The following is a 24,666-nucleotide window of genomic DNA, read 5'->3' on the forward strand; positions in this document are numbered from 1 at the left end:
GGAGCGCCCAATTTAGGCGGAGCGAAGTGCGGGGGCAAAATCTCGCTGCCGCGATAATTCGGACCGGAAATTTTGCAACTCTTGCGTTCCGTCGCCCGATGAAGGACTGCACCTTTCGGCTCTGCTACATCCAATCGCCTGGGAAACGGGGCAAACTTGAATGGACCGCCCTCGTTAACGGGGTTCTGGTACCATCGGAAAAAATTGCTCTCGTTTTGTAAGAACGCACTTGGTAGATTCCGCCGCCTTCACGGTACCGGGATTCCTCCGGCTCGTGGAGCCGCACTCACGGACGAGTGTGATTTGGCAGGAGGTCGTTGCGTGGCTCGCCGCCGTTTGCGCCACAAACTGATGCTGGGACTGGTCCTCGTGGCCGGGAGTATCGGGCTATTGGCGAGCGGAACCGCTTACGGCATCTATACGTACTACACGAGCGTAAAGACCACCGAGCGCAAGCTCAACGAGTTGAGGATCGCGACAGAAATATCGGCGGCGCTAGACGTGTTGGACCAGGGAGAAGACAGCGACACTTTTGGGTACCTTTCACAGGTCGTACTGGCGAAGCAAATCCTGGCCTCATTCAGTGCGGAGACCGAACGGAATAACGCCGCGGGATTGGACCCCGATCGCGGGGTGATGGAACGCGATCTGATGCCTCGTTTGGAAGACGCGCTTACCTCACTCGAAAAAGAAGTGAGCCGTAAGCAACTTCCCGCGTTCGGGCAGGACTCCCCCAAACCGTTCCGAAAAACTACCGAGGTGCATGACGCCCACGAGAAAGCTCGTCGGATGGCGGAAAAGTTGCGATACGCGGTGATCGACGACATCCAACAGAGCGGGCGGGAATCCAGTGCCGCGATTCGGCGTACATCTTGGATCGTCGGGTTCGCGATGGTTTGGGCGCTCGCACTCGTCGCGACGATGCTGTACTACTTCCGCGTGTGGATGTTCGCTCCGATTCGCGAACTCCAGGCCGGGGTCCAACGAGTTCACCACGGGACGTTCGACCAACCCCTCGTTCTCAATTCCGGTGACGAGCTTCAAGAACTCGCGGACGAGTTCAACGCGATGGTCGCACGCCTCCACGCGGTCTACGCGGACCTCGCGCGCCAGGTGAACGAACGCAGCCGGCAGCTCGTGCGCTCCGAGCGCATGGTGTCCGTCGGGTTCCTCGCCGCGGGCGTCGCGCACGAGATCAACAATCCCCTCGCGAGCATCCTGTTCTGTTCCGAAGCGCTCGAGCGCCGACTACAGGACGTGCTCGCGACCAGCACCGCGCCGCCGGCCGAAACCGAGGTGCTCACGCGGTACCTGAAGATGGTTCAACAGGAAGCACTGCGGTGTAAGGACATCACACAAAAACTGCTCGATTTCAGCCGCACCGGTGAGCGCACGAAGGAGCCGGCCGACCTGACCGGACTGATCCGCGGGGTGCTCGAAGTCGTGCGGCACCTGCCGTCGAGTCGCAGCAAGCAAGTCGTTTTCGAGCCGACGGGGTACATCGTCGCGCCGGTCAACGCACAGGATCTCAAGAGCGTGGTCCTGAACCTCGTGGTGAACGCGCTCGACAGCATGGAAGATAACGGCCAGTTGGCGATCACGCTCGGTACCGCCGGCGGGTACGCGGAACTGGTCTTCGTGGACACCGGGTGCGGCATGGCACCGGACGTGTTACAGAACATCTTCGAGCCGTTCTTCACCAAGAGCCGCACCGGAAAGGGCACCGGGCTGGGGCTGTTCATCAGCCACCAGATCGTGGACCAGCACGGCGGGACGATCACCGCCGCCAGCGCCGGTCCCGGGACCGGGAGCACGTTCACGGTGCGCATCCCGCTACAGATCGCGCCGGGCGTAACGGATGCGCCGGGCACCGAGGGCGAACCGGAACCGGCGCCCACCGTGCTGACATTCCCCGGCAGCCGCACCGCGGCATGATGGCGGCAGAAACGGGCTTGTAAATCCTGCAAACCCGTCTAAGCTCCGCCGCCCCAAGTTCGGATCGAGACACGGAGACCGCGAGTGGCTACCACACCCGCACACAACCGCCTGCGAATCCTGTTCGTCGACGATGAAACCCACCTCCGGGAGTTCATGAAGTCCGAACTGCCCCGGCTCGGGCACGAGGTCACGACCTGCGCGGACAGCAAGAGCGGCATCGAGACGGTCAAGAAGCAGACGTTCGACGCGGCCATCCTCGACATGCGGATGGAGCACGACAAGGCGGGGCTCCAGGTGCTCGCCGCGCTCAAGCAGGTCGCGCCGGACACCGAAGCCGTCATCATGACCGGGTACGGCAGCACCGAGACCGCGGTCGAGGCGCTCCGGCTCGGCGCGTTCGACTACCTCACCAAGCCGTGCAAGCTCACCGACATCGAGGCGCTGCTGCTCCGCATCCAGGAGAAGCGGAAACTCAAGCACAAGACCGCGGCCCTCGAGAGCCGCGTCGAGGCGGCCGAAGGCCCGTCCGGGCTGATCGGGGCCAGCGCCGCCATGACGCCGGTGCAGCAGTTCATCGACCGCGTCGGGCCGACCGACGGCCGGGTGCTCATCACCGGCGAAACCGGCACCGGCAAAGAGGTCGTCGCGCGGGCGCTGTACACGAAGAGCAAGCGCGCCGACATGCCGTTCGTCCCGGTGAACTGCGGGGCGCTCACGCAAACCCTCGCCGAGAGCCAGCTGTTCGGCCACAAGAAGGGCGCCTTCACCGGCGCGGACAAGGACCACAAGGGGTTCTTCGAGGTCGCGAACGGCGGTACCCTGTTCCTCGACGAACTCGGGGAACTGGACAAGAACCTCCAGGTGAAACTGCTCCGGGTTCTCGAAGCGGGCGAGATCCAGCGGCTCGGCGAGAGCCAGCCCATCACCGTGGACGTGCGGGTCATCAGCGCGACGAACAAAGACCTGCGGAAGATGATCGAAGAGGGGACGTTCCGCGAGGACCTACTGTTCCGGCTGAACATGTTCCACGTTCACCTGCCGCCGCTCCGCGACCGGCGCGAGGACATCCCCGAACTGGCCCGGCACCTGCTCGCCCGGCACGCCAAGCGCCCGGTGGAAAACGTGGCCCACCTGCTGACCCCCGAAGCGCTCCGGATCATGCTCAACCACGATTACAAGGGCAACGTGCGGGAACTGACGAACGCGATGGAGTACGCCTGGATCGTCTCCGGGGGCGGGACCATCACGCCCGAAGCGCTCCCGCGCGACATGGTGTACCCGAAGCCGTCCGCGACGATCCCGGTGGCGTTTCCGGCCGCGCCCAGCGCGCCCGCACCGAGTGGTTACTCAGCCGCGTTCCTCGGCTCGCCCGCGCCGATGCCCACCCTGCCCTTCCCTGCGAATCAGGGCGACACTGGAGTGAGCACGGGACCGACGAAATCGCTGGCGGACGTCGAAATGGAGTACATTCTTCAGGTGTACTCGAAGAACGGGATGAACAAGCAGAAGACGTCCGACGAACTGGGGATCAGCCTGAAGACGCTCTACAACAAGCTGCACAAATACGAAGAAGAGCGCCAGCGCCGGGCGGGGTGATAACGCGACCGGTGTGCGAAACCCTCGACTCCGCACACCGGCCGGCCACAGGATCTTGCACTTCGAGCCTCCGACCGCCCGGCCCGAGCGCAATCGCGGGTGCCCGGGCAGCGGTGTTCGTGGCCGTTAACTACTTGCTCTTCGGCTCACCCGTGTACTTCTTCGCCTGATCTTCAACGTACTTCTTCATGCCGGCGTTCTGTGCGTCCACCATGTTGATAGCCTTTTCCGCAGCGGCTCGCGCCTTGGCCTTGTCGCCGGCGGCGAGATAAGCCGCCGCCACGCGCAGCGTGCCGATCGCGTCCTTGTCGTCCTTCACTTCCTTTTCGGCCGCGGTCACGGCCTTTGCCCCAAACTCCTTCACTTTGGCCGTATTGCCCGCAGCCGCGTGCGTTTTGATAACCCGGATTAGCGCCGTGGCCGTTTCTCCGTCGATGACCAGCGCGGATTCGGCCGCTTTCACCCCGACCGCGACGAGGGCCGCTTGCCCGGCGGCCGCGTCCACCGTCACCGCGTCGGCCACCACACCCAGCGCGGCGATGTCGTTCCGTTTGGAAGCCTTGGCCGACATCTCCTCGGCCAGTTTCTGGGCTTCACCGAACCGCTTGGCGGCGACGAGCAACTTGAGCCGGGCGCTGGTCATGTACGGGTCCGCGGCCAGGCGCGGCCACTTGGCGGAGAACTGTTCCCACTCGGCCAGTTGCTCGGCCGGGTCGCCGTTCGGCTTGCTCATCACCTCAAAGGTCTTGTCCCACAGTTTGTCTGCGGCTTCCAGTTCGGCGGTGCCCTTGGCCGCGTCCCAGGTTCCGGCCAGCACCTTCGGCAGTACCTCGTCCAGGAACAGCGGGTGCCCGATGTACGCGATCTTCCCGTCCTTACCGATCACGAAGGAACACGGGATGCCACCATGCCCCGAAGCCTTCATGTAGGAATCGTAAGTTTCCCGGTCGTCGGCGTAAGCGATCGTGTAGCCGAGTTTGGCCCCGCGCTTCTTGACGAACTCGTCCACGCGCTCGGGCGTGTTGCTCGCGTCCTTGGCGGTGAACCCGATCACCGTCACCTTGCCCGCGAGTTCCTCCTGAATGTCGCCCAGGTGCGGCATCATGACCACGCACGGCCCGCACCACGTGGCCCAGAACTCTACCACGTACACCTTACCCGACTCGAACGCCTTCACTTCGGAGCCCGCGAGCCATTTGGTCACCTTCAGTGGCGGGGGAGCATCGCCGACCTTGAGTGTCGGCTGATCCTTCGCGGGTTTCGGCTCGTCCGCGGCAGACAGTTGCATGCCGCCGAGGGCAACGAACATTAAGGTCAGGAGCAGAGTTCGCATGGGGGAAACCTCACACGGGGAAGTGGCGCCAACAATGTACACTAACCTACTTACCAATCAAAGAGCCTTTCCGAACGAGTGCCTTCCCCCCCCAACTCCACAAGGAAATCCGCGAATTGTCCAGCACCTGGGAACCCGATCGGGAACTATGGGATAAAGGAGGCGCAACCCCATGCCCGATGCACACGCACTCGCGCGACTCGCGACTCGCGCACACACCGGCTTACCCGACCACACACTCCTGGACCGGTTCGCGGCCGACCGCGACGAGTGCGCGTTCGCGGCCCTGGTGGAGCGTCACGGACCGGTCGTGCTCGATGTGGCCCGAGCCGTTCTGTGTCATGCCCAGGACGCCGAGGACGTGTTCCAGGCATCGTTCCTGGTGCTCGCCCGGAACGCCGGCACGATCCGCACGCGCACCTCAGTCGGGTGCTGGTTACACGGGGTCGCGCACCGGCTCGCACGGAAAGCGCTGCGTGCGCGTGTGCGCCGGTCACGTCACGAGGCAGTCCCGCGTGTGGCAGCGCCGGTACCCGGGGATGAACTGACGTGGGGTGAAGTTCGCGCTCTGATTCACGACGAACTCGCGCGGCTCCCCGATACACTCCGCGCGCCAGTGCTCCTGTGTCATCTCGAGGGACTCACGCTCGACGAAGCGGCCGCACGGCTCGCTCTCCCACGCGGGACGCTACGCGACCGCCTGGACCGCGGGCGCGCGGTATTGCGCAAGCGCCTCGCGCGACGCGGGTTAGCCGTGGCTGCAATCGCTTTTCCGACGGCCATCTCCAACGCCGTACCGCCGTTAACGGTTCTGGGAACAGCGAGATCCGTGATCCGATTCGCTTCCGGAATCGACGACCGGTCGCGCGCCGCCGAACTCGCCAACGGAGCGATGCCCGCCATGATCTCCGCTCGTTTCAAACTCGCACTGCTGTTCGCGATCACCTTCGGCGCGATGGGACTCGTGGTAGCCGGGATTCGGGACGTCGAAGCGCCCGCCGTTGAGGTACCCGGGGAAGTATCAACGGTCGATCCGCCCGACGCGGCCCCGCCCGAAGTCGTGCGCGCGGACTTACCCGTCGCCCCACCTCCGGCCCCCGCGCCGCGTATCGGGTTCGAGAGCATCACCGTCGTCATCAAGCCGCCCGGATTGAGCAACCAACCGGGCGGAACGATCCGGATCTCCTCGGACGGCTCGTGCTTGTGCGAGGTTCCCGGGCGCATTCCCCCCGGGGGCCGAGAGCCTCTCCTCGGGGCGCGCCTCGTTCACAAGCTCCCACTCGACCGACTCCGCACTCTGAACGAATTGCTGAAGGACACCGACTGGCTCAAGAAGGACGCGAAGGACGTGATGCGTTTGCACTCGGCCGAGTACGCGATCACGCTAGAACAGAACATCGGGCAAAAGAATCACGTCAAAAGGACGCTGAAAATCACAGGCGTATCCGAGGTGTACCCGAAGGTGTTGCACTTCTTCGACTCGATCGCGCACCAGGAGCACTTGCTTTACCGACTGGAATGGGTACCCGAGACGATGGCCGAGGCGCGCCGCGACTTGGACAACATCATCGGCGGAGAGCTGGGGGAGTCGATCGGTCGGTCCCAGTACGCAATCGACTTGGCGCGATTCACCCCGTGGGCCAAACGGACCGTTCGCAGCTCGTTCAACAAGCAGGTCGATGAGGTTCGCGTCGCGGTGCGCCTCACCGGGCTGTTGAAACTGGAATCCGAGCGCGAGCACGTGAACGACCTGGCAATGGACCGTGATTCGAGCGTCCGCTCGGCCGTGGCACTGGCGGTCGCGCGCCTGGGCGGAGAGAAGGCCGTACCGGTGCTGCGGAAGATGCTCCGGAGCACGTCCGAAGCGCCGTGGGAACTCATCAAACTCGGTGTGATCGCGGTCCCGACGATCGCCGAAGTGATCCGCGACGGCGGCGACCCCAACGACATGGGCTACGAGCACCTGATCCGGGCCTACATCGACAATTGGAAGAGCGTACCTCTACCGTTCAATAAGAGCATCGCGGACGCAGTGAAGGCGGGCATGGTATCGGCGAAAGAAAAGGCCGTCCGAGTACAGTACCACCAAGAGCTACTGAAGCTCATCGAAGCGCCCCCACCACCCGAAGATCCGAAGCTCGGCCGGGCGCGCACAGACGTCCTGAATCTGGCCAACGCGATCGAAGCGTTTAAGGCCAAAACGGGTGCCTACCCAGAGAAGCTGGCCGCGCTGAAAGACGGCGGGTTCGTTGCGCCGGATACGAGCCTACGCGACCCGTGGGGGAACGAGTATCGTTACGACCCGATGGGGACGCGGAACAGCGCTGCCCGTCCGGACATCTGGACAGTGAACCCGGACAAAGTGGAAATCGGGAGCTGGGCTTCGGAGCTGTGGGGCGAGTGGGGTCTGTTGTCTCTGATAAGCAAACCGACCGTCCGCGAGCACTGGGAATTTGGGGCGAATACGATCCGGATGCACAAGCTCGACAACACCGTCTACCGAGGGGCGTGGTATACGCTCGATGCGTCTCAAGAACTAAAGCAGATCAACTTGGTAATCGACGGCGTAACTCACAAAGGGATTTACGAAGTGAAGGGCGATACGCTCCGCGTGAGTCACGGGTTATCAGACAAAGACGAGCGCCCGAAAGACTTCGATGGCGGGGAACACACCGCGGTCCTTGTCTTTAAACGGCAAAAATGAATCCCCGGGTCGACCGCAACGCGATCAACCCGGGGACCATCCGGGGTAGCTCATGCCCGCGTGGTGACGTACCCGCGGAGCGAGCCGCCGAGGTGCTTCACCCACGCCTTCAGTCCGGCGAACTCGGGGCGCTCGACGTCCGGTTCGCGGGTCACCAGGTACACCGCGTCCGCGGACGAGCAGGTCGCGTCGCGCTCCGGCACCACGCCCCACACGCCCGCGTCGATGAGCACCCAGTCGAACCACTGACGCAACTGCACCATCAGTTTCGGCAGATCGTGCCCCATAGCGCCGGCTGTGCTGTCGTGGGCCTCGCCCGCGGTGAGCGCCTGAAGGCTCGGGAGCGGGGTCGGCTGAAGCGCCCACGGGAGCGGCAGGTGCTGGCCGAGCACCTCGGCGAGTCCAGGAGCGGGGCGCAGCGCGAGACTGTTGGCGATCCCCGGGCGCGTGAAGTTCGCATCGGCCACCAGTACGCGCTGACCGTCCCGCGCGAGCGTCAGCGCGAGATTGAGCAGCACCGTGGTGGTGCCCGCTTGCGGGGTGGCGGCCGTGAACATCAGCGCCCGCGAAGTTGCGCCTGGCAACTGCTTCGTAACCTCATCCCGCAGTGTGCGGTACTCGGCGCTCACCGCGTGGTCCGGGAAATGGAGTGCGACCAACCCCGCATCGGGACCGCCCGTCCGCCCGGTAATGCGCGGCGCGGTGTCGTGGAACCGTACCGACAGAAAGGACGCGGCCGATACTTCGGCAACCGGGGTAGCGATGGGAACAGGAGCCGGTGCGGGCGCCGGGACGGGAGCGGGCGGTGGGACCACGGGCGTGGCGATGCGCGGGAACGAGCGCGCGGGTTCCGGCTTCTTCACTTCCGCACGCGGCGCGGGCGAAAACACGGGACCGCTCGGGCCACCGATCTCCACAAACGGCGCGTCCTCGGCGCCGATCTCGAATAAATCGTCGTCCCCGCGCGGTTCCTCGCTCGCGATCGAGCGGGCCACATTCGATCCGGTCAGCGCGCTAAACACCCGGCTCATTCCGTGCCCCTGTTAGCCAACCCGAGTGGTAATGTTCCCTGCGACACGAACAGCGGCCCGTGTGCGCGAATCGTTCAGACGCTTTAATCTCTGCTAAGCCGGGCGCTTGCGAACGGCCTTGTCCTTCGCACCGCGACCGGCGCTGCGTTCACCGACCGTCGGTTTGCGTTTCGCGTGGACTTCTGGCTCCGATTCGCGCCCCGGGTGCGGGAGCAGCACGGCGTCGCTGGTGCCATCTTCATCCGGGGGCGTGATCCCGATGCGCTCCAGTGCTTCGATCGCGGCCTCCACGTCCACCAGCTCAGCCTCGCCTTCAGCAGCCAGCTCGAACGCCAGCGCCGCGGCGCGGTTCAGCACGCGGGGCACCCCGCGGCACGCGGCAGCGAGCAGCTCCACTGTGCCTTCGTCGAAGACCTTGGCCGGGTCACCGCTGGCGGCGCGCACCTGGTGCCGCAAGTACGCCACCGACTCTTCCACCGAAAGAGCGTCGATCGAGCACCGCACGGAGATGCGTCCCGCGATCGGGACGTTGGCCGGCTTGCGCAGCGCGTCGCGCAAGACCGGCAGCGCGACCAGCACCGCGAACACGACCGCGCCGGAACGCGACTCCAGATTGCCGAGCAGCCGCAGTTCTTCAAGAGCAGACGCGCTCAGGTGCTGGGCCTCGTCGATCACGATGACCGTGGGGAACCCGCCGGCCGCGGCATCGAGCAGGTGCCCCGTTACGGCGAGCCGGAGTTCCTGTTCGCTCAGGCCCTGGTACGGCTTGTTAAGGTCGAACAGGATCGCTTGGAGGAGGTCCGCTGGGGTCTGAGCGCGGGCGTTCGGGAGCAACACCCGGGGCACGTCGGGAAGCAAGTCGTCGAGCCACTTGCGAGCGACGAGTGATTTGCCGATCCCGGGGGCGCCATCAATGAGTACGAGCGGGTCGCGCCGACTGAACGCGGCCACCAGCGCGGCCAGCGCCGCGGAGTGCGCGGGCGCGGGGAAGTACGCGGCGGCGTCTACGGCCGGGCGGAACGGGGGGCGGTCCATGCCGAAGTGCGACCAGTCCACGATCGCTTCTCCATCTTGGTGTTTCGCGCTCGGCAGGGGGCAAAATTGGTTCCCTGTTCGTGCGTAATCGGCGATTGTAAAGGTGCGACTTAACCCCATCCGCGCGAAGCGTCGCGTCAAGTGTCGGCGCTCGGTTTTCTCCTCGTTTTTTTTGAATTAAACGGCACAAGATTTCGTACTTGCACACACGGTCTCGACCGGTATATCTTCCCAACCTACAGGTCACCGCACTGCGAACACACTGCAAGGAGTGCAGAGGCATGAGCAGGACGCTCACCCTGATCCGAACCGGTTGGGACTCGATCCGATCGATCGCCGCGAGCGGTCGCAAAGCGGACGCCCTGGCCCAACTGGAGTTGCTCCTCGTGCGCACCGACGTGCCCACGGACATCGCCGCCGAAGGCCACCAACTGGCCGGCACCATCGCCCTCGACCTGGGGCGATTTACCACTGCTCGTCGGCACCTGAAGGCCGCGTCGGGGTTCGATGTGACGGACGCGAACACGCGGTATTTGACCGGGCGCGCGTGGGAAGAAGATCCGGAAGGGTGCGACCGCAAGGCCGCGATTGCGTTCCGCAAGGCGACGCTGCTCGACGGTACCAACCCGCTCTACCGCGCCGCGTTCGGCCGGGCCGCAGCGCGGTGCGGGCAAGTTCGGCGCGGCGTTTGCGAAATGACAGCCGCAGCCGACCAAGCTGTCGACGATGTGGCTGTTGTGCGCATCGCTGTGAACGGATTGCTGGAACTGGGAAAACTGGGTAAAGCTCGCAGCGTGTTGGCGAAGGCGATGTTCCTCCGCCCGGGGCACTCCGAACTCGCGACCGCCTGGGAGCGGACCAAGTTCGAGGCCGCGCGGCGCAACCAGCGCCGGACGTTCAAGACACGCGAAAACACACGGTACGCGCAGGACGCGCAATTCGCCAGGGAAGGCGACCGTGTGCTCCTGCCGTTCATCCGCATCGCGGACGGCACGAGCACCGCGAGCGGAACCTCGGTGCGTGTGGACACGGTGTCATTCCCGCGCCCGCACTTCGACCGGCTTCGGATCAGCAAACTGGACCGCTAAAGATTACACCACGAGCTAAGCGGCTGGCAGGAAGCCACGGCCGCGACCACGCCCGACGCAGGATGCGCTCGGGCGTGGTCATTGATGTCCACTTCAAGTCGATGGTTCTTGGCAAAACGCGAAGTACCACCGAAGGGAACTACTCCCACACCAACTTCGCCGCGTCGAAACACGGGCCGTCCACACAGACGCGCTTGTAGTCGTCGCCTTCCGGCGTCTTCACCTTCGCGACGCAACTGAAGCAGATGCCCACGCCGCAGGCCATTGGCGTTTCGAGCGACACCTGACACGGCACGTTCCACTTCGCCGCCAGTTTCGCGAGCGCGTGCAACATCGGCTCCGGCCCGCACCCCACGAGCGGCCCCGTTACCCCGTGTGATTCGAGCAACTGCGTCACGAACCCCTTTGTGCCGATGCTCCCGTCGTCGCTCGCGAGGTTCACGTCGACACCCGCGGCGCGGAAGTCATCCACACCGGCCGCGAGGTCCGCGCACCGCACACCGTAGTAGAGCGAAACCTTTTTCGTGCGTGCGCGCGGGGCATCGCCCCCGAACCCGCGAGTGCCGAGTAGCTCGCGCGCGTAGGCAAGAAACGGCGTCTGCCCGATCCCGCCCGCCACGAGGGTCACGCGGTCCGGCGCGCCCACATCCAGGAACGGCTTCCCGAGCGGCCCCCATACCTGAAGATCTTCGCCTGCGCGCACTTCCACGAGCCGGCCCGTCATCTTCCCCACGACGAGATAGACCACGTCCACAGCGACCGGTGCGCCGGAGCCATCGAGCACGGTGTCGTACAGCGCGAACGGGCGCCCGAGCAGTGGGTCGGTGGTGTTCGGCAGCCGGAGCATCACGAACTGACCGGGCCTGATAGTGGCGGCCAGTTCGGGACAGTGGAGCCGAACGCGGAACGTGCGCTCGGCGAGTTTGACGTGTTCGAGAACGCGCGCGGTGCGGTGGAACATTGTTTTGGCGAACGGCCGGTGTGAACCGGCCGGTGTTTGAGGCGAACGAGGTAGTGAGACCGGGTGAGTTTAGCGTACCGACACCGAATCGGTTTCGTCTTCTGCGCTGGTGTGAGTTTAGTGGGTCTGGCAGCACCGGCCGGCTCACGCCAGCCGTTCGCCAAAATCGCACCGGCTGGCTCGCGCAGACCGTTCACCGACATTACGCAGGGCGATCGCCCGGATCGGCTTTCTTCTCGCTGGCCCGCAGGCGCGCGGCGGTGATCTTTTCCTGCGACTTCGTCACAAATAACTTGAGTTCTTTCAACTCGTCTTCGCTGATCCGGCGCGCCTTGCCCTTCGGCAGCTTGTCCAGTTTCACGGGACCGATCGCAACGCGCTTCAGGCGCATCACCTTGTGGTCGAGCTTCGCGAGCATCCGGCGGATTTCGCGATTCTTCCCCTCAGTCAAGATCACGCGGAGCCAAGTGCCGTTCCCCTGCGCCTTTACCCGCTTGACACTCTTCGCACGCACCTTACCGTCGCTCAGCCAAACGCCATCGAGCAGTTTTTGGAGATCTTCGTCGGTGGGGCGCCCGGCGACGAGCACGAAGTACGTTTTCGGCACGCCGTACCGCGGGTGCGTCAGCCCCATCGCGAGGTCGCCGTCGTTGGTCATCAGCAACAGCCCGTCGCTGCCCTCGTCGAGCCGCCCGACGGTGTAGACGCGCTGTTCGACGTGCGGGAGCAGATCGACCGCGCGGGGGCGCCCGGCGGGGTCGTGGTTCGTGCAGAGGTGACCGACGGGCTTGTTCACCGCCCAGTAGACGAGTTTCTCGGCCTTCACCGGCTGGTCGTCGACCGCGACCTGGTGGTGCGCGGGGTCGATCTTCAGCCCGAGTTCCTTGACCCGGACGCCGTCCACCTTCACGCGCCCGGCGGCGATGAGTTTGTCACAGTGGCGCCGCGAACCGACCCCCGCGTGCGCCAGATACTTGTTGAGGCGTTGCATATTCCCAATTGTACCACACCGCTCCGAATTGACACGAAAACGGTGCGCGTTCGCCCGAAGGTGCCCGCGAGGACAATTGGGAAGGCACAGCGAAGTGAATTATGGAAACAGCTTGAAATGGAGAGCGGATCTAGCGGAGAACCGCGCTGAGGCTGCCGATGATCGCCTTACCGTCAGGGTCCGGCTGGAACGTTACGGTCACGACGTAGGTGTCGGTTTTGAGCATGAACACGGACAGTGCGCGTTTAATAACACCGTTATCCGCGTACACCCGGTCCGATATCACGAAACTACCTTTGGGGCCACTGTCGGCGGTGATTAGCATCGTTTTCGCTTCGTACTCCTGTTTTGCCCCACACATTTTGGCGTAGTGCGTCCACACTTCCTCGAACGTCGGCCCTTCAACTCGAAACGCATACGCCGCAACGCCCGAATCTGTTGGCTCTCCGCCCATCTGGTGGAAGTCGGTTGCTCCCTTTAGCTGGGGCCGCCACTGTTTGACCACATCATCGGTCTTGAGCTTCTTCGGCTTGTCCGGCTCGGTCGCGTGCTTCGCGTCGGGCGGAGCGGTAACAACCTGCTTTTCCTCAACGGCAGGTGTCTTCGACGTCTCGCGCGGTGGCGCGCTGTTGGGGCGCGCGGCGAGCACCGTCCCCGTGATCGCAGCGAGTGTAACCAATCCGAACACGAATGCCTTACGCACCGTCAGTCTCCCTTTGATGAGTTGGGCGAGCGAACCGGGAATGGTGCCGCTCGTTGTGCATTGCGTTACCCGCTCGCACGTTCGGGCGAGCAATTCGCCCGGCACAGCGCCGGCCCGAGCGTCCGCGAGGACTCCCGGCAGTACGGCGACCGTCAGCGCGATCCCGCGCTTGGTGAGCCGGGCCGCGAGTTTCTTCCGCCCGTTAGCGAGCCGACTCGACAGCGTCCCCTCGGGCACGCTCAGCGCGACTGCCGCGTCCTCGCGCGACGTCCCGCGCAGGTCGCACAGAACAATCGCCTCGCGGTAATGCGTCGGGAGCGCGGCGAGTTCCTCGTCTAGAATCGGTGCAAGGTCCGTTTGCGGTGGTGCGTGGTCGTGTGCAGGTGGTTCGGGTAACTGAGCCACCGTGACCTCCCGCCCGCGCCGCCGACGGATCGCACGCCGGGCGCGCCACGCGATCCGAAACGCGACCCCGTACAACCAGCTCCACAGACGCGCGCCGTCGCGTACCGACGCGGCCTGTTGCGCGAGCACCAGGAACGTGGCCTGGAACACGTCCTCAGCGTCCTGCGGGTTGCGCACCACGCGCTTGCACACGCCCAGCACTAGCGCCCCGTGCCGGCGCACCAGTTCCTCGAACGCGGCGGTGTCCTTGGTCGCGACGAAGCGCGCGAGCAATTCGGCATCGGTCGTGCCGGTGTGCTCCAACTGTCGCAGGATCTCCGCCGACCGCGCCGCGCTCATTCGCTCCCTCCGCTCGTATAGTCCCCGCCCGCCCCGGGCGCGTCGCGCGAAAATCTTAGTACTACTGAGCTGCATGGGACGTACGTGCTGTGCCTGACAGTGGACACAGTCCGGCATGGCCCACGGGCGCAGCAGATGTTGCAAGGCGCGCCGAACACCGGGTAGGGTTAGCGTCGGCTCGGTGCGATTTTTCTAGTCCGGCAAACGCGACTGGGCTATAAGTTGCGTTTGGGATAGGCTTTCGGTCGTCCCCGGAGGGCGTGCCGATGAAGACTCGGAAGTCGGCCGAGCCGACGATCACCCGCGACCTGACACCGGAACGGACCGCATACCCGCACTGCGGGTGGCCCATGTGGGCCGACTATGTCAACCGCCGCACGATCCACGCGCTGGCGGGCGTCACCCGCCTGAACCTGACGGTGCGCCGGTGCCGCACCGCCGACTGCGCCGGGTACAAGAAGCCGGTCCGAGGCCGAGGGTTCATTCACGTTGCCACGCCATGAGTTCGGGCTCGACGTCATCGCTCTCATCGGACGGCTTCGGTACGCCGAGCACCAACTCGTTCCCGAGATCCGCACCCACCTCGTCGGACGTAAGGCGTCGGTACCCGAGCGGACCGTCACCAACTTGCTCGGTCGGTACGACGAGTTGCGCGCCGCGGCGCCGGCCGACGACCGCCTGAAGAAGGCGCTTACGGCACAGTAAAGAGCGATCCTGGCCCTCGACGGGCTTCAATCCGGCGTCGGGCACGAGGTGCTGTGGGTCATCCGCGGCACCCTCAGCGTCGAGATCCTGTTGGCCCAGAGCCTGTTGTCGGCCCGCAACCGGAACCTCGCCGACCGGCTGAACGCGGTGAGGCGCGTTGCCCGGTGCCGGTTGCGGGAATCATCTCCGACGGCCAGCACTCGATCCGTAAGGCGGTCGCGAAGGCGTTCCCCGGTGTGCCGCACCAGTTGTGCCCGTTCCACGACCTGCGCGAGGGCGCCCGGCCCATTTACGCGGCCGATCGGCACGCCAAGGTGGAACTCAAGAAGAAGGCTCGCGGGGTCCGCGCGATCGCGCGCAAGGTCGAGGGGCGAACGGATGCCGGGACCGCGGCGGTGCGGCGCGTAGCTGTTTGCGGGGAGCCGTTCCTGCGCGCTGTGGTAGTTGTGGACCGCGAGGCCGATCTGCTTGAGGTTGTTCTGCGAAGCCATCCGCGAGGCCGCCGCGCGGACTTTCTGAATGGCGGGCAAGAGTGGCCCAATCAGGATCGCAATGATCGCGATCACCACCAAAAGCTCGATCAGTGTGAAGCCGGAGCGTGAGCGACGGAACACGGTTGGCGTCCCCTGGCGTTGGAGAGTTGGTGTTACGAACGCGAGAAATGTATTACTGGGCGCGCTGACCTGCGACTATGAAAAGTGCGTAAACTCTGGAAATCGACCGAGAAGCCACGCAAATCACGCGATCCGAAAATCGCGGACGCGCCGACCGCACTCGCGGCAGTATTAACCCGAACACTGCACGGAGGCACCATGAACCGGCTTCGTACTGGCCCTCTTCCCGTTGTCCAACTGCGGGACGCGCTCCGCTCGGATCTCGATGCCCTACCCGACGCGGAACTCCTCGACCGGTTCGTCCGGTACGCGGACCACCCCGCGTTCGAGGTACTGCTCCGGCGGCACGGGCCAATGGTATTCGGTGTTTGCCGCCGAACGCTTATCAACGTCTCCGATGCAGAGGACGCATTTCAGGCGACGTTCCTTGTGTTCATTCGCAAGGCGCGGTCGCTCCGGCGCGCGGACCGACTCGGTCCGTGGCTGTACGGGGTGGCGTGTCGCGTGGCGATGAAGGCGCGGGCACGAGCCGCGCGGCTCGCCGAGTACCGGACCGAGGTACACGAGATGTTTTCCGATCCCAACGTGCCGGCCGCGGTACCGGACTGGCTCCCCGTTCTCGACACCGAACTGGCCGCGCTCCCGGCGAAGTACCGCGACGCGCTCGTGATGTGCGAACTGGAGGGCGCGTCCCGCGCGGACACGGCGAAGGCGCTCGGCGTTCCAGAGGGCACGCTCTCCAGCCGTCTGGCACGCGGGCGCGAACTCCTGCGGAGACGGTTGCTCAAGCACGGCACGCTGCTCCCAACGGGTGGGTTGGCGGCGTTGCTCACGACAAATGGTGTCGGGCGGGCGGTGGTGCCCGCAGCGCTGCTCGCGCGGACTTCCGAACTTGCAGTGGCGGCAACGAGTGCGGCGACCGGGGCGGTCCCGGTCGGTGCGGCTCAACTCACGGACGAGGTATTGAAGGGCATGCTCCTCACGAAATTGCGCGGCGCCGGAGTCGTGGTTCTCGCCCTAACTCTGGTGGCAACGGGGTTTGCCACGGCGTGGTCCGGTGAAGAGCCGCGCGCGGCTGCGGAAGACAAAAGTATCGGTGCGGCACCTCCGGCGCGAGCAGCCGAGGCTCTCCCGCAACCGGACGCGAAGAAATTATCTGTGGGTGGGCCGAAACTCTCAGATCGAGATGCGGTGCAGGGGTTGTGGGTGAACGAAAAGCTCAATGTCATTGGCAAGCAGTTGACCGAGGGGGAGTTGAAGGAAGCGAACGAGATGACGGGCCGGATGCAAATTCTGGTCTCCGGTGATAAGTGGTGGACAATGGGAACCGGGCCGAACGGGGTACTCGGCACCGCGGTGGCTCAATTGGCTGTGATCGACGAAACAAAGAACCCGAAGTGGCTCGATCTTCGTGTGTGGCCGGTCACTTCCCACGGTTCCCATTGGCGGTGCATTTACGAACTAGACGGGGACGTATTACGCATCTGTATGTGCGCTGGGGATCACACTTCGACTCGTCCGGCCGAGTTCGAGGCCGATCCGGGCACATCTCTCATGGTCATGACCTTCCGCCGCGGAAAACTACCTCCGGCGGTTGGTGAGAAATCGCTAGTCGGTTCGTGGGTCGGTGAACCGCCCGCCGGCGATTCTTCAACCGTGCGCCCGCGGGTCGAGATTCTTGATAGTTACCTATTCGTCACGAATCCCAAGACCGGCCACTGGGTTGGTGGCCGGTACCGTTACGACGCAACGAAGAACCCGAAGTGGGTGGACGTTGAACTGACGACGGCCATCGAGGACGGGAAAGTGACGAAACTCTACGGCAGCTACGAGGTCACCGACAGGGGACTGAAACTAGCACTCGGTGCGACCGGCAAGCGGGCGCTTCGCCCACTGGAACTCGATGCCGGATCAGACGTGATGTACTTCAATGTGAAGGCGGCCAAGGGACCGCCTGCAGCGCAAACGGGTACGCCCGAGAAGGTCATCACCGCACCGGTGCCGCATGCAAAGTCGCGCGTTCTCGAAGAGGACGAACACATCCAGGCATTGATGAACACGTGTAATTTCTCTGGAGCCGAGATCTTCATCCGCAAGCATCTGGCGGACTACAAGGGATTGGAACTAGCTGCGCGCAGCCTCCAACTTGGCATCTGCCTCACCCAGCGGGCGGCGCAAAGCGATGCTTCGGTGGCCATTACGCTCCGGACCGAGGCCGCTGACCGCTTCCGCGAGGCGATCACCGAGGTAGAGACGTACCAGAAGGACAGCGGAACCGACAAACGGGCCGTGTTTGTTCGCACGCAGGCCGAACTTCGCTTCCTCGGAGTGTACCAACAGGCTGGAAAGTCGGACGAAGTCATCACCGCGGCCGGACCGATGCTGGAGCGATACAAGGGTACGGTCGAAGAACTCGTCATCCTGAGGGTGACGTACCACGCGCACTCAAAAAAGGGGGACGCGACCCAGGCACAGAAAACGCGCGACCGGATGAAAACTGCGTTCGAGAAGCTCAAGGACAAACCTGGCGCGTTCCCCGAGAGCGTAGGTGAGCACAGTAGGGCGTACTGGGAGAAAATTTGGTTCGCAAACGATTTGGCCGTAACGGGGTCACTCCCTTGAATGTGACAGACCACGCTTCTTTGTGCGCACCGGCCGGTGCGCACAAAGAAGCGCCGAGTACCAATTACTTCGTATTCACCGGCAGCGTGGACACTTTTTCCTTCAGAACGTCCTCGAACACAATCGTGTAGAGGTCCGCGAGCTTCGGGAGTGGGTAGTACGCCAGCAGCACGTGAACCTGTCCCTGAGCGCCGAGCCCGCGGCCTGCTTTGGTTTGGATCTGTGCGTTGGTCGGTGCCGACGGTGGCCCGGGAACAATGCGCGGCAGCGTGTTCGGCGGGAGCCGTAACCCCGATTCCGCCGTGAGCCGCTCCAAGTGGCCCCTGCGGAGCGCGACACGGTACCGGGCAACATCCCCACCCGCTTCACTGGCCGCGAGTTTGCGCAGATCAACCGCCCATCGCGCTTCTCGGAGGAAGTCTTTCGCGCCCAGTGGTCCGGCGACTGCGTGGACCACGGTCCCGTCGCTGAGACAGAAGTACGCCGCCACGTTCCCGCCTACCTTTGCACCGTCAATCACCTGAAATGTGCCCACTTTCTGATACGTCGACTCAAAGTTGTCACCGAGGAACTTACCTACCGCGTCGTCCGACAAGGCTCCCTCACGGAGAGCTTGAGCGTTGTTTCAGGTGAACCCGGGATCGTCGAAGTGCCCTGAGATGTGCAGAACGAGCATCATCTTCTTCGAGGCTTTTGCCTCTTCTGCCGCTTCGGTCATTCCGGGGTGGAAACGCACCTTCGTGTTGAACGACTGGCACCTCTCGGCGGGCATCAGTTCACTTACCGGGAGCCGGAACTCGGGTGGCGCTTGTGCCACTACGACTGGTTCGCCCGGGGTCACAACGGGCACGACCACGGGAACGGTGACCACTTCCGTGCGAACGACGATCTCGCGCGGCATCGGGATCGGTTCGTCCGTGCTGGGACCAGGTGAGGGTGGAGGGAACTCGTGGGGAATGAGTTCGATTCCCGTGAATACCGCCCCCGCCGGCGTGGACGGGCGCATCACGATGGCGCCAGCAAGGAACGCCCAGAGGGGGAGGCCGATCGCGGCGACCGTGCGCCAGTCAATAACGCTGAGAACTCCCGCGCGCGGAGCCCGCGCGGGAACGGGAACAGACGACATAGGCGTTCCCCGGTGGTGATGGGATCATTCCGTAATCCACCGGTGGAACGAGGACACGACCGCTGTCGTTGGCGGTGAATGCGAATTTTCGGGGCTCACACTCCGCGTGTGCTCGGCTCCCAGATGTACTTGTGCATCTGCAACTGCATCCGCACGCGATGGAGCCCGGATTCGAGCAACCAGCCGACCAGTTCCACCGGTTTCACGCTCGTGAAGACGCAACTCACGAGGCACGTGAAGCGCTCGTCCAGTTTGTTCGTGCGGATCGCGTTCGCGGCCCAATCCCAGTCCGCGCGCGACGCGATCACGAACTTGATCTGGTCCGTGGGCTTCAGCACGTCCAGGTTTGCCCACCGGTTCCGGTGGCTCTCACCGCTATCGGGGCACTTGAGGTCCATGATGACGTGAACGCGCGGATCGACCTCAGCGACGGAGTGCGCGCCGCTCGTCTCTAGCAGCACGGTCTTTCCCGCGTCGCACAGTTCGGTCATCAGCGTGAACATCTCGGACTGCAACAGCGGTTCGCCGCCGGTGATCTCCACCAGGGGGCAATTGTAACTGAGCGCCTTCGCCAGCACGTCCGCGCGGGTCATCCGCGTGCCCTGATTGAAGGCGTGCGGGGTGTCGCACCAGCGGCACCGGCTGTCGCACACCGACGCACGCACGAACACACAGGGCAAGCCGGCGAAAGTCGATTCGCCTTGCACGCTTATGTAGATTTCGTGGACCAACAACTCGCCCGCGGGAACGTCGCGCAAGAGCACGACCCGGTGTGCAGCCTCGGCGGGTACATCGAGTAACGGCGTTCGCATCAATTGACTCATTATTCCCATCTTAGCAGCCGGGAAATTGCTTGCGACCCGCACGAGGGCGGGTTATAGGCCACGTTTCGCCAGCCCATGCCTCTCGAAAGGAGCCGCAAGGATGCGCCGCTCGTTCGTGCTCACTCTCGCCGCGCCCGCGTTCGCGACGCTCGCGCTCGCGCAACCGCCGGCCGCACCGACCACACCGCCGGCGCCTCCGGCTCAAACGGGAGCGCCCGCCGCACAAGAGAACGCGGTCGCCGCGACCGTGAACGGTGAGTCCATCACGCTCACGGAAGTCGATACCCTGCTGAAGAATACGCTCCCGCTTACGCCCCTTACTGTGGCGCAGAAGCGCCAAATGCGAATCGAAGTACTTTCTGACATTATCGATGACCTGCTCCTGCGGCAGTTCCTCCGCAAGAACGGGCCGAAGGTCGATCCGGCCGAGATCGACGCGCAGCTCAAAGCGTTCGGTGACAAGCTCAAGAAGGACGGCAAATCGCTCGCGGACTTTTTCAAGGAAACCGGCCAAACAGAAGCCCAGGTGCGGGAGTCGTGGACGACCGCGATGCAACTCACCGGCTACGTGAAGCTCAACACCACCGAAGAGCAACTCAAAGCGTACTTCAACGCGAACAAGGATTACTTCGATCACGTGGAAGTGAAGGTACAGCACGTCGTCCTTCGCGTGAGCAAGAATGCGACCGCGGTCGAGCGCGCTGCGGCTAAAGAGAAGCTCGAAGCCATTCGCGCCGAGATCGCGGCCGGGAAACTCGACTTCGCGACCGCGGCGAAAAAGAACTCGCACTGCCCCAGCGCGCCGAATGGGGGCGACATCGGCTACATCGCTCGCAAGGGCGGGCTTGTAGACGAAGCGTTTGCCAAGGCCGCGTTCGTGATGAAACCTAACGAACTCAGCGGGGTAGTCGAGACGGACTTCGGCCTGCATATTCTCCAAGTAACGGACCGAAAACCCGGCACTCCCAACACCTACGAAAAGTCCGTGACCGAGGTACTCGACGCCTACAGCGACGACTTTCGCACAGAACTCATCGCGAAACTTCGGAAACAGGGGCAGATTCAGATTACGGTGCCTTAACGGGGCGAGAATGCGGTCGTTGAGGTGCTCTCAACGACCGACGCGAAGCGGTTCTGAGATTGCCAGCGATATTGGGCGCTGGCAATCTCAGAACCGCTTTCTTGTTGGCGCTACACCTTGAACACGTCCTTCACGTTGTCTCGCAGGAGCCGCGTGCCCAGCGCGACGGCGTCCGTTTCGCTGAGCACGCCGGGGCGCACGAACTCATCCGCCAGCACGCTCGCGAGGATGCGCCGGTACATGCCGTACTTCGGCTTCACGAACTCCAGTTTGTAGGCGTCCGAGTAGTACCCGATTAGCTTCGTCTTCGGCACCGCGGTGATGCGCTCCATCAAGTCCTTGCGGATGAACGGCGGCGTGTTCGAGTACCACCAGTGACCGTTCGGTAGCACGTTTGGGAAGATCCACGAGTACGCCACCAACTCCTGGTTCTGCGCGCTCGTCAGCACCGAGACCGGGAACGTCACGTCCGGGAAGGCGTTGAACAACTCCTTATACTGCAACAGGCTGGTGCGCTGGTCGAACAGATCTTGCCCTTGGTAAACACCCTTCTCGTACACGCGGCGGTTCACACCGATCATCAGATCGAACGGCAGCCGGAAGTCGCGGCAGAACTCGGCGACTAGCCAGAACACGCCGGGCGCGAGGTCGTGGAACCCGTGGAACTGCATCTGCTCGTAGAAGTGCTCGTCGTCGAACTTCGCCGGGTGGAAGTTGGGCGGGAGCGAGATCGCGCACGCCTTCGCCCCGTTCCGCGTGAAGTGCATGAACACCTTCGCCAGTGCCATCCGCAGCGTGGCCCCGTCGTGAACGTGAACGCCGCTGATCGCTTCCAGCCGGCGCCGCGTGTCGGGCTTGTCGAGGTGGAACACCAGCGTATCGGTCCGCAGGCAGGGGACGTACTTCGTGGTGTCGAAGCCCTGGAGCGGGTCGTCGAACTCGTTCGTCAGGAAGATCTTTTCGAGCCGCGTCTTCTCGAAGACTTGCGCTTCCCAGTCCGGTTGTGCGAACGTTTTTAGCGCGGTGTCGTAGAGCCGGTCCGCGTCCGCCGCGGTGACGCGCGTTTCCTTGTCGTCGAGACCCAGGAACGTGCGGGCGATGTCCACGAACCACCCGTACTGCGCGGTGTTGTCGTACCGGTCCATGAACCGGACGATCTCCCGCACGCGCTCGCGCGGGTCCGCGTCCTTGCTCAGAAGCGCCTGGCCCATCCCGGCGGAGTGGGCGAGTTCGGTGTAGTAGTGGTAGCCGAGGATGTCGTCGAGCGACTTCGATACCGGGCTGAGCGGATCAATGTGCGAGTGCGGGTCAATGAGCGGAATCCGGGACAGCGCGGATTCCAGGTTCTGCACCAGTTGATCGGCCGGCATGACGCCCTCTCCGGGAGCAGGTAGAAAATGGGCGGTTGTGTCAGTTTTACCAATGACACGTCTTACAACGCCCGGCAAGATTTACAAACTGGGCGACGTTTCCGAACTGTGGCACGAATTCCCGACGGTGGAAACCGGACCGCCAATTTTCTTTGGCTTATGGCTCGACAGGAGTTGCGCCGAATCGCGAGATTGACGGCACGCGCGAACGCGGCAATTGGCACGGTCGCTGCTTTCCGTTATATCGTCCGCGACGAACAACCCCCAAGTGAATCGCGGATCGGTGCCGGATCGCTCAACGGTGAACCTTCCCCCAAGGTTCGCCTCCCCCAAAATGGCGACCCGGCACCGCGGAATACGGAGGCCAATACGACCTTCCCCCAAGGTCACGGCCGCGGGAGAGATTTCCCCCCTCTCCTGAACCTTTCAGACAACACGTCCGTTCCCCCGTCTACGGCAACATCCCCCCTGCCGCCGCCTCCCCAGGCGGCGGCTCGTCTTTTTGATACACGCGATGACTTCAAGAGCTGGGGAGCTTACACCAGCCGGCTCACGCCGGCCGTTCGCCAACGGATACCACTATTCCAAATCCATGCGCCACCACGCGAGCGCGGTGAACGCGGCGCCGAACGCACACAGTGCCGCGCACGCCGTCAGCACGGCCGACACATCGGGGGCGGAAGTCGCGAGTAGTTGGTTGTAAGCGTCGAGCGCCCAGGCGTGCGGGGTGACGAGGCTGACCGTTTTCATCTGCTCGGGCATCAGGTCGCGTGGCATTAGCGACCCGCTCACGCCACCAAGAACCAATACCAGCAGCGTGCCGTACACCGCGACCTGAGTTTCAGTGCGGGCCACGCTCGCGACCAGAATCGCCAGTCCCACCGCCGCGAAGGACGTGCTGGCCACGAGCGGGAGTAGCAGCTCCGGGCGCGAGCCCCACGTCATCCCGAAGATGAGTCGACCTGCTGCGAGCAGGAACACGCCCTGAAGCAGCGACACCGCGAGGCACGGGAGCAACTTGCCCAGGAGGATCTGCCCGCGCGTGAGCGGCGCGGCGCGGAGCCGCACCAGCGTGCCGTGCTTGCGCTCGGCGACGAACAGCCAGCCCACGCTCAGCACCAGGAAGAACGCGAACATCACGGTGTACGATGGCACCAGGATCTGGTACCGCAGGGCGCCGCGATTGAGCACTCCACTACCGGACGAGTCCTTGTACTCCACGCGGTTCGCCGCGATCCCCTCGCGGGTCTCGCTCTTGACCAGATCGCTCCAGCGCGTCGCCTCGAAGTTGTAGCTCGAAAACAGATCGCCGACCCCGCGCTTGACAGTCGGCCCGATCTCCGTTCGCACGGTTGGTGTGAGCACCTTGCCGAATAACACCTTCTTCCCAACTCGGGCGGTAATGTCGGGGTCTTTGAGTGCATCATCGACGACCGCGCGGAACCCGGGCATTTGGGCTTTGATCGCTTGGGCCGCGAGGCGCCCGAACTTGTCCGTCATGCGTTTCTGGAATTTTTCGTCCGCAACCAGTGCGTCGAGCAGATCAAGCACCACCGGGTCGAGTTCCTCGATCACCTTCGGCGGCACCGTATTCTTGCTCAACCGATCCGCGACCAGTTCCATGAACTTCTCGTCACCGACGCGGGCGAACGCTTTCCCGATCATCCAGGGGATCACCACGCGCAGGAGCGTGACCTGCGTGACCTGCTCGATGATGGATGCGGACACCGGCTGCGTGCGGTCGGTGAGGAGCGTGGCCCCGAGTTGGCTGAGGCGCACCCCATCGCGCCCGAACGGGTTGACGGCTTCCGCGCCCGTGAGGAACGAACAGCGGTGCATCCGCTCGCTGAAATCTTCCTCAAACACGATGATCGCGGGGCGCCGGTTCTTCGCGACAAGGCGCTCTGCTTCGCCGCGATCACGAATGATCTCCAGCCGGATGTCCTGCGTCGCACTGAGGTCGTCGATTACGACTTCCGACCACGGCTTTTCGGGGAAGGGGACTTTCCCGGGTAATCCGCGATCGAGATTCACGACGGAGATGTGGAGCCGGTCGTCCGGCTTTTCACCGAAGCCCTCACCCAGTGCTAGCCCCAGTACGAGGATGAGCAGCAGCGGCGTGAGGAGTAGAATGACCGCGCTCCGCGGGTCGCGGAGTAACAGGCGGAGGTCTTTCGCGGCGAGCGTGAGTATCGGCATG

General features: G+C 63.9%; 19 protein-coding genes and 1 pseudogene. 8 read left to right on the forward strand and 12 right to left on the reverse strand.

Going from position 1 to position 24,666, the window contains the following annotated elements:
- Positions 1 to 321: 321 nt before the first annotated feature.
- Positions 322 to 1,935, forward strand: a complete 1,614-nt coding sequence (locus VT84_RS15755; RefSeq protein ID WP_082840207.1) for a sensor histidine kinase — start codon at positions 322 to 324, stop codon at positions 1,933 to 1,935.
- A gap of 84 nt (positions 1,936 to 2,019) precedes the next feature.
- On the forward strand, positions 2,020 to 3,534 hold the full coding sequence (locus VT84_RS15760; RefSeq protein ID WP_052562071.1) for a sigma-54-dependent transcriptional regulator: 1,515 nt from the start codon (positions 2,020 to 2,022) through the stop codon (positions 3,532 to 3,534).
- 130 nt (positions 3,535 to 3,664) lie between these two features.
- Here VT84_RS15760 and VT84_RS15765 read toward each other — a convergent pair whose 3' ends face one another.
- Positions 3,665 to 4,867, reverse strand: coding sequence for a TlpA family protein disulfide reductase (locus tag VT84_RS15765; RefSeq protein ID WP_082840208.1), 1,203 nt, complete (start codon positions 4,865 to 4,867; stop codon positions 3,665 to 3,667).
- A gap of 172 nt (positions 4,868 to 5,039) precedes the next feature.
- Between VT84_RS15765 and VT84_RS15770 the strand changes: the two genes are divergently transcribed.
- Complete coding sequence (locus tag VT84_RS15770) at positions 5,040 to 7,571, forward strand: sigma-70 family RNA polymerase sigma factor (protein WP_082840209.1); 2,532 nt, start codon at positions 5,040 to 5,042, stop codon at positions 7,569 to 7,571.
- Positions 7,572 to 7,621: 50 nt separating this feature from the next.
- On the opposite strand, the gene VT84_RS15775 is transcribed toward VT84_RS15770, so the two are convergent.
- Together VT84_RS15775 and VT84_RS15780 are read right to left on the reverse strand one after the other, a co-directional pair.
- Positions 7,622 to 8,602 (reverse strand): CpsD/CapB family tyrosine-protein kinase, encoded by a 981-nt coding sequence (locus VT84_RS15775; protein WP_157469529.1) that lies wholly within the window; start codon positions 8,600 to 8,602, stop codon positions 7,622 to 7,624.
- Between the two features lie 93 nt (positions 8,603 to 8,695).
- Complete coding sequence (locus VT84_RS15780; protein ID WP_162271721.1) at positions 8,696 to 9,658, reverse strand: ExeA family protein; 963 nt, start codon at positions 9,656 to 9,658, stop codon at positions 8,696 to 8,698.
- Between the two features lie 260 nt (positions 9,659 to 9,918).
- Here VT84_RS15780 and VT84_RS15785 point away from each other — a divergent pair, with 260 nt between their 5' ends.
- A complete protein-coding gene (locus VT84_RS15785; protein ID WP_082840212.1) occupies positions 9,919 to 10,725 on the forward strand; it encodes a hypothetical protein in 807 nt (268 codons plus the stop codon).
- A gap of 139 nt (positions 10,726 to 10,864) precedes the next feature.
- Here VT84_RS15785 and VT84_RS15790 read toward each other — a convergent pair whose 3' ends face one another.
- The 3 genes from VT84_RS15790 to VT84_RS15800 all read right to left on the reverse strand — a co-directional run bounded on the left by VT84_RS15790 (position 10,865) and on the right by VT84_RS15800 (position 14,124).
- Entirely contained in the window at positions 10,865 to 11,686 is an 822-nt protein-coding gene (locus tag VT84_RS15790) for a dihydroorotate dehydrogenase electron transfer subunit (RefSeq protein WP_082840213.1), read from the reverse strand.
- A gap of 202 nt (positions 11,687 to 11,888) precedes the next feature.
- Positions 11,889 to 12,677: a pseudouridine synthase gene (locus VT84_RS15795; RefSeq protein WP_052562086.1), complete on the reverse strand. Its 789-nt coding sequence runs from the start codon at positions 12,675 to 12,677 to the stop codon at positions 11,889 to 11,891.
- 130 nt (positions 12,678 to 12,807) lie between these two features.
- Positions 12,808 to 14,124, reverse strand: a complete 1,317-nt coding sequence (locus tag VT84_RS15800) for an RNA polymerase sigma factor (RefSeq protein ID WP_162271722.1) — start codon at positions 14,122 to 14,124, stop codon at positions 12,808 to 12,810.
- 266 nt (positions 14,125 to 14,390) lie between these two features.
- Between VT84_RS15800 and VT84_RS42270 the strand changes: the two genes are divergently transcribed.
- Positions 14,391 to 14,627 carry a hypothetical protein gene (locus VT84_RS42270; protein WP_082840215.1) on the forward strand — a complete coding sequence of 79 codons (237 nt, stop codon included), beginning with the start codon at positions 14,391 to 14,393 and terminating at the stop codon, positions 14,625 to 14,627.
- Positions 14,614 to 14,829 carry a hypothetical protein gene (locus tag VT84_RS42275; RefSeq protein WP_082840216.1) on the forward strand — a complete coding sequence of 72 codons (216 nt, stop codon included), beginning with the start codon at positions 14,614 to 14,616 and terminating at the stop codon, positions 14,827 to 14,829. Before VT84_RS42270 ends, VT84_RS42275 begins: the two co-directional genes overlap by 14 nt.
- 392 nt (positions 14,830 to 15,221) lie before the next feature.
- Here the strand turns inward: VT84_RS42275 and VT84_RS15815 are convergent.
- Positions 15,222 to 15,443, reverse strand: a pseudogene (locus VT84_RS15815) (DUF1559 domain-containing protein); the annotation flags it as partial.
- Positions 15,444 to 15,641: 198 nt separating this feature from the next.
- Between VT84_RS15815 and VT84_RS15820 the strand changes: the two are divergent.
- A complete protein-coding gene (locus VT84_RS15820; protein WP_082840217.1) occupies positions 15,642 to 18,065 on the forward strand; it encodes a sigma-70 family RNA polymerase sigma factor in 2,424 nt (807 codons plus the stop codon).
- A 64-nt stretch (positions 18,066 to 18,129) separates the two neighbouring features.
- Here the strand turns inward: VT84_RS15820 and VT84_RS15825 are convergent, their stop codons facing one another.
- The 3 genes from VT84_RS15825 to VT84_RS15835 form a co-directional block, all read right to left on the reverse strand.
- Positions 18,130 to 18,660 (reverse strand): hypothetical protein, encoded by a 531-nt coding sequence (locus tag VT84_RS15825; protein ID WP_052562094.1) that lies wholly within the window; start codon positions 18,658 to 18,660, stop codon positions 18,130 to 18,132.
- Positions 18,661 to 18,690: 30 nt separating this feature from the next.
- On the reverse strand, positions 18,691 to 19,191 hold the full coding sequence (locus tag VT84_RS15830) for a hypothetical protein (protein ID WP_052562095.1): 501 nt from the start codon (positions 19,189 to 19,191) through the stop codon (positions 18,691 to 18,693).
- 95 nt (positions 19,192 to 19,286) lie between these two features.
- A complete protein-coding gene (locus VT84_RS15835; protein ID WP_239465857.1) occupies positions 19,287 to 20,003 on the reverse strand; it encodes a 7-carboxy-7-deazaguanine synthase QueE in 717 nt (238 codons plus the stop codon).
- Positions 20,004 to 20,115: 112 nt separating this feature from the next.
- On the opposite strand from VT84_RS15835, the gene VT84_RS15840 reads away from it, so the two are divergent.
- Positions 20,116 to 21,096, forward strand: a complete 981-nt coding sequence (locus VT84_RS15840) for a peptidylprolyl isomerase (RefSeq protein ID WP_082840219.1) — start codon at positions 20,116 to 20,118, stop codon at positions 21,094 to 21,096.
- Between the two features lie 110 nt (positions 21,097 to 21,206).
- On the opposite strand, the gene VT84_RS15845 is transcribed toward VT84_RS15840, so the two are convergent.
- Both VT84_RS15845 and VT84_RS15850 read right to left on the reverse strand, forming a co-directional pair.
- Positions 21,207 to 22,466: a glucuronate isomerase gene (locus VT84_RS15845; RefSeq protein WP_052562097.1), complete on the reverse strand. Its 1,260-nt coding sequence runs from the start codon at positions 22,464 to 22,466 to the stop codon at positions 21,207 to 21,209.
- A gap of 579 nt (positions 22,467 to 23,045) precedes the next feature.
- Entirely contained in the window at positions 23,046 to 24,665 is a 1,620-nt protein-coding gene (locus VT84_RS15850) for an ABC transporter permease (RefSeq protein ID WP_082840220.1), read from the reverse strand.
- Between the last annotated feature and the right edge of the window lies 1 nt (position 24,666).

Origin of the sequence: Gemmata sp. SH-PL17 (genome assembly GCF_001610855.1) — a bacterium.
In the GTDB taxonomy this organism is placed as follows: domain Bacteria; phylum Planctomycetota; class Planctomycetia; order Gemmatales; family Gemmataceae; genus Gemmata; species Gemmata massiliana.

What these genes read in the sequence shown, in the direction of transcription:
- VT84_RS42270 (WP_082840215.1), top strand. Translation starts at nt 14,391, where the DNA reads ATGAAGACTCGGAAGTCGGCCGAGCCGACGATCACCCGCGACCTGACA.
- VT84_RS15775 (WP_157469529.1), bottom strand. Translation starts at nt 8,602, where the DNA reads ATGAGCCGGGTGTTTAGCGCGCTGACCGGATCGAATGTGGCCCGCTCG.
- VT84_RS15840 (WP_082840219.1), top strand. Translation starts at nt 20,116, where the DNA reads ATGCGCCGCTCGTTCGTGCTCACTCTCGCCGCGCCCGCGTTCGCGACG.
- VT84_RS15845 (WP_052562097.1), bottom strand. Translation starts at nt 22,466, where the DNA reads ATGCCGGCCGATCAACTGGTGCAGAACCTGGAATCCGCGCTGTCCCGG.
- VT84_RS15765 (WP_082840208.1), bottom strand. Translation starts at nt 4,867, where the DNA reads ATGCGAACTCTGCTCCTGACCTTAATGTTCGTTGCCCTCGGCGGCATG.
- VT84_RS15785 (WP_082840212.1), top strand. Translation starts at nt 9,919, where the DNA reads ATGAGCAGGACGCTCACCCTGATCCGAACCGGTTGGGACTCGATCCGA.
- VT84_RS15830 (WP_052562095.1), bottom strand. Translation starts at nt 19,191, where the DNA reads ATGTCGTCTGTTCCCGTTCCCGCGCGGGCTCCGCGCGCGGGAGTTCTC.
- VT84_RS15795 (WP_052562086.1), bottom strand. Translation starts at nt 12,677, where the DNA reads ATGCAACGCCTCAACAAGTATCTGGCGCACGCGGGGGTCGGTTCGCGG.
- VT84_RS15770 (WP_082840209.1), top strand. Translation starts at nt 5,040, where the DNA reads ATGCCCGATGCACACGCACTCGCGCGACTCGCGACTCGCGCACACACC.
- VT84_RS15835 (WP_239465857.1), bottom strand. Translation starts at nt 20,003, where the DNA reads ATGCGAACGCCGTTACTCGATGTACCCGCCGAGGCTGCACACCGGGTC.
- VT84_RS15790 (WP_082840213.1), bottom strand. Translation starts at nt 11,686, where the DNA reads ATGTTCCACCGCACCGCGCGCGTTCTCGAACACGTCAAACTCGCCGAG.
- VT84_RS15820 (WP_082840217.1), top strand. Translation starts at nt 15,642, where the DNA reads ATGAACCGGCTTCGTACTGGCCCTCTTCCCGTTGTCCAACTGCGGGAC.
- VT84_RS15850 (WP_082840220.1), bottom strand. Translation starts at nt 24,665, where the DNA reads ATGCCGATACTCACGCTCGCCGCGAAAGACCTCCGCCTGTTACTCCGC.
- VT84_RS15800 (WP_162271722.1), bottom strand. Translation starts at nt 14,124, where the DNA reads ATGAGCGCGGCGCGGTCGGCGGAGATCCTGCGACAGTTGGAGCACACC.